Annotated in this window: 4 protein-coding genes and 1 pseudogene; 1 reads left to right on the top strand and 4 read right to left on the bottom strand. The window is 39.6% G+C overall.

What is annotated here, in order from left to right:
- Positions 1 to 163: 163 nt before the first annotated feature.
- Positions 164 to 1,324: pseudogene (locus tag HRT50_RS17875) on the top strand (IS3 family transposase).
- Positions 1,325 to 1,454: 130 nt separating this feature from the next.
- Here the strand turns inward: HRT50_RS17875 and kdsB are convergent.
- From kdsB to HRT50_RS17855, 4 genes are all read right to left on the bottom strand, one after another.
- Positions 1,455 to 2,279 carry a 3-deoxy-manno-octulosonate cytidylyltransferase gene (gene kdsB, locus HRT50_RS17870; protein WP_291617015.1) on the bottom strand — a complete coding sequence of 275 codons (825 nt, stop codon included), beginning with the start codon at positions 2,277 to 2,279 and terminating at the stop codon, positions 1,455 to 1,457.
- A gap of 2 nt (positions 2,280 to 2,281) precedes the next feature.
- On the bottom strand, positions 2,282 to 2,479 hold the full coding sequence (locus tag HRT50_RS17865; protein ID WP_291617013.1) for a Trm112 family protein: 198 nt from the start codon (positions 2,477 to 2,479) through the stop codon (positions 2,282 to 2,284).
- 15 nt (positions 2,480 to 2,494) lie between these two features.
- On the bottom strand, positions 2,495 to 3,526 hold the full coding sequence (gene lpxK / locus HRT50_RS17860; RefSeq protein ID WP_291617011.1) for a tetraacyldisaccharide 4'-kinase: 1,032 nt from the start codon (positions 3,524 to 3,526) through the stop codon (positions 2,495 to 2,497).
- Positions 3,527 to 3,538: 12 nt separating this feature from the next.
- On the bottom strand, positions 3,539 to 4,450 hold a 912-nt coding region (locus HRT50_RS17855), incomplete at its 5' end, for an ATP-binding cassette domain-containing protein (protein WP_291617009.1).

Here is a 4,450-nt window from a genome sequence, read left to right as displayed (position 1 = left end):
CGAGCGGTAAAGCAGCGCGCCGAGTAAGCGAGCGGTAAATATCCCCAAGAAAACACTTCACACTCAAATTGCTGTCGAATACCGGCATCACTGGCCTGATGATCTGATCTAATGGCATTGGACACTTTGATAAAGGATAATATCCTAGTTAATCGAGGTGTTTATGAATCAAAAACGACAATACAAAACTTATACGAAAGCATTTAGAGAAGAAGCTGTAGCTTTAGTTATAGATCAAGGCTACACAGTCCCTGATGCAGCAGAGTCTTTAGGGATCAGATCAAATTTACTTTATGGCTGGAAGCAACAGTTTGAAGAAAAACAAGCCGGTAATGTTTTAAGTAATGATGAACGTAGTAAGTTGATGAAACTCCGTAAAGAAAACAAGCAACTGCGTATGGAAAAAGAAATTTTAAAAAAGGCCAGTGCCTTCTTCGCAAGATAAATGAAGTGAAGTTTAACTTTATTAAAAAGAACGAAGGCACTTTTCCAGTAAAAAAGCAGTGTGATGTCATGAATGTTAGCAGGAGCGGCTATTATTCTTGGCTCAATCGGCCAGCTAAAATTATTAGTGAATCAGAGCTGATGCTGTACAGACGCACCAAAGTCTTATTTAAAGAAAGCCGACAAAGTTTAGGCTCTAGGCAGTTAATGAAAAAACTGCGTAAAGAAGGCTTTGAGGTTGGCCGTGATAAAGTTATTCGTTTGATGGATAAACTTGGTTTACAAGTTAAACAGCGCATTGCTTATAAAGTGACAACAATGCGCAAGCATAGCCATAGTGTTGCCGATAATATTGTTGATCAGAATTTTAACCCAAAATACGCTAATCAAATTTGGGCAGGCGATGTGACGTACCTCAGAACGGGTCAAGGCTGGATGTACTTAGCGATTGTTATGGATTTATACTCTCGCCGTATTATCGGTTGGGCAATCCATAAGCGCATGACCGTTGACTTGGTAGAACGAGCTATGTAAATGGCGCTTAACTTAAGGAACCCGACTAAAGGGCTAATATTTCACAGTGACCGAGGCTCACAATATACTAGCCATCGTTTTCAGAAGCAGCTAAAAAAACAATAATATTACTGCTTCAATGAGTGGTCGTGGAGCTTGTTTGGATAATGCGGTTGTTGAACGATTTTTTGGTAGTTTGAAAAATGAATGGTTGTTAAATATTTATCATTTAACACGCCAAGGTTTGAAAGAAGATGTTGAGGCTTATATCCGATATTACAATCAGATCAGGCTGCATACATCAAATGATGATTGTTCTCCAATTGAGTTTGAACAGTCCACAATAAATGTGTCTTATGCTGCTTGACCAGAACAGTATGAACCAGACAAACTATATGAACTTTAGGATAAAAACAAATATATTATGAGGTTAGGGGCGTTAACTCTTTAGCACAACGAAGTGACCACATCGAATGATATGGTCTAATTAGCTTAATTTATACCAAGCTAGCTGCGTACGCTCTTGCTTTAGCTAAATCTTCTGGAGTATCTACACCTTCAACAGGCACGTGACTATTGGCTACCGCGACGTGAATCTTTTCTCCTTGATATAAAACTCTTAACTGCTCAAGGGCTTCGACTTGCTCTAATTCACTTGTTGGCCAATTGACATAGTCTTTAATAAAACCTGCACGATAAGCATAAATACCCACATGTCTTAAGTAAAAATCACCTATGGCACGAATATTTTCCTCAGTACTGGCATTAGCCGTTAAAAAACGTTCTCTATCATAAGGGATAGTTGCCCGAGAAAAATACAAAGCATAACCATCTTTATCGAGTATCACTTTAACGGCATTAGGGTTAAAGGCTTCATCAACAGAGTCAATCTTGATAGCTAAAGTCGACATACGTGCGACATCACGATTTTGCTGCTGGTTTGCTAAGTTATTAGCTACTTGAGCAATATTTTCTGGCGGAATAAAAGGTTCATCACCTTGCACATTAACGATAATTTGCTCATCACTAAATTGATATTGTTGCATAACTTCAGCAAGGCGCTCAGTGCCAGACTGATGATCCGCGCGTGTTTTACACACTTCACCGCCAAAACCTTTAACAACGGCAGCAACTTCATCATTATCTGTAGCAATAATGACTTTACGCGCGCCGCTTAATTGAGCCTTTTCAGCAACCCATTGGATCATTGGTTTACCATTAATATCTGCCAACACCTTACCCGGTAGGCGTGACGACTGGTATCTGGCCGGAATTACAACGATAAAATCAGTAGTTGCTGCGTTTATATGGCTAGCTGACATAATTAACCATCCTGTTCAGTAGCTTGGTTTGACTGGATTTCGCGAGCTTCGCCTTCAAGTAGTACTGGAATATCTTTTTCAATGCGGTAAGCAAGTCGATCAAAATGACAAATTAGCTCTTTTGCTGCTTTATCATAATCTAACTTACCTTTACATACTGGGCAGGCAAGGATTTCCATTAATTTTGTATCAAAAGCCATAATCGTTTCTCTATTTTATTTATGAACGCCACGGGGAATTGCGGCTTTAATTTTATCTCGTAATACTTGCTGCTCTGCTTGAGAAAATATTGCATCAACAGGTAGGTACCACCAATTGGGTTTACAAAAGCCACGGCATTTCACCGCATCTTTTTCCGTCATCAATAACGGTATATTATCATCAAAGCCATGAAAATCAGCAAGGGTAAAACTGTGATGATCAACAAAACTTTGTTGAATTTCTATGACAAAGTTATGTTTTTTTAAGGTATCAAAAAAGCGTTGTGGCGCGCCAATACCCGCAATAGCGTTAACACAAGCGTGGGAATCAATAAAATCAACCAGATTAATGCGTTCACCTGTTTTAAGGTGACAAAGCTCTGTTGCCGCCAGACTCATTTGTATAGAGGGACATAAATTCTTAGCACTATTCGCAACTTCGCCATTATAAATGACCAAGTCACTTGTTGCTAAGCGCCACTGCCCTTCTCGTAATGGCCCCGCAGGTAATAATAAGCCATTACCAAATAAACGCTTACCATCAACAATAATCAACTCAACATCACGCGCTAGACGATAATGCTGCAAACCATCATCACTAATAATAATATCGCAACCTTGAGCAATGAGTAACTCAGCACTGGCAATTCGATCGCTACCAACGGCAACAGGTACCTGACAACGTTGCTGGATTAGTACTGGCTCATCACCGGCTTCTCTTGGTGTTGAATTTGAAGTCACTAGATAAGGGTATTGCGGTGCCTCTCCACCATAGCCACGAGAGATCACTCCAGGGGTTAGTCCCAAAGAGCGAGTCAGTTCGACCAAGTGAATTACCACTGGGGTTTTACCATTACCGCCGACACCGATATTACCGACAACGATAACAGGTTTAGTTAACTTTATAGCCTTAGATAAACCGACTTTAAAATTGAAGCGCCTTAAGTAACTTAATAGCCAAAAAACTACCGATAAAGGCAGTAATAAAGGTACCAATAACCACTTAGCTGGATGGCTGTTAAACCACACTTTTTCAATTAAGCGCATAACAAGCTTTCCTTACTCAAACTGAAAGCTATGTAATTTTGCATAGGCACCTTGCTTCTCTAATAAGCTTTGATGGTTACCTTGTTCAACAATCTTGCCTTGCTCCATTACAATAATTTTATCGGCATTTTCAATGGTCGATAAGCGATGGGCAATAACTATTGAGGTGCGGTTTTGTTGTAAGGTTTGCAATGCATCTTGAATATGACGTTCAGACTCGGTATCTAACGCACTGGTGGCTTCATCTAGAATCAAAAAAGGTGCATCACACAATAAAGCTCGGGCAATGGCGACACGCTGCCTTTGTCCACCGGAAAGTAAGGCGCCATTTTCACCAATATTGGTTTCTAGGCCATGCTCCATATTTTCAGCAAACTCCATTACATGCGCATTTTTTGCTGCAACAATGATTTCAGCTTCACTGGCATCAGGCTTACCGTAAGCTATATTGTTGGCTAAAGTATCGTTAAACAAGACAACCTGTTGCGATACATAGGAAAATTGCTTACGTAAGTCCTTTAATTTAAACTGTTCAATATTAGTATTATCAATCAATATTTCGCCGCTAGTAGCATCATAGAAACGTAACAATAATGAGCTAGCAGTTGATTTTCCGCTGCCAGAGCGCCCCACTAAAGCTAAAGTTTCACCCGGGGCTAAGTCGAAAGTAAGGTCATTTAAGGCTAATTTAGCATCTGGTTCTTTATCACTTTCACTATTGGAAATGCCATAAGAAAAATTAACATGATTAAAAGACAAAGCACCCGAAGCTTTATCAAGAGTCTTGTTACCATTATCTTTTTCTTTTTCATGATCAAGTATCGAAAATATACTGACACAAGCGGCCATGCCTTGTTGAAATTCACTATTGACATTAGTGAGCATTTTCAACGGTCTTAACAACATAGTCATGTAAGTGATAAC

Origin of the sequence: Colwellia sp., from assembly GCF_013215345.1 — a bacterium.
Lineage (GTDB): Bacteria > Pseudomonadota > Gammaproteobacteria > Enterobacterales > Alteromonadaceae > Colwellia.
Note: the sequence above shows the minus strand (reverse complement) of the source record. Positions and strands in the feature narration are given on the sequence as shown.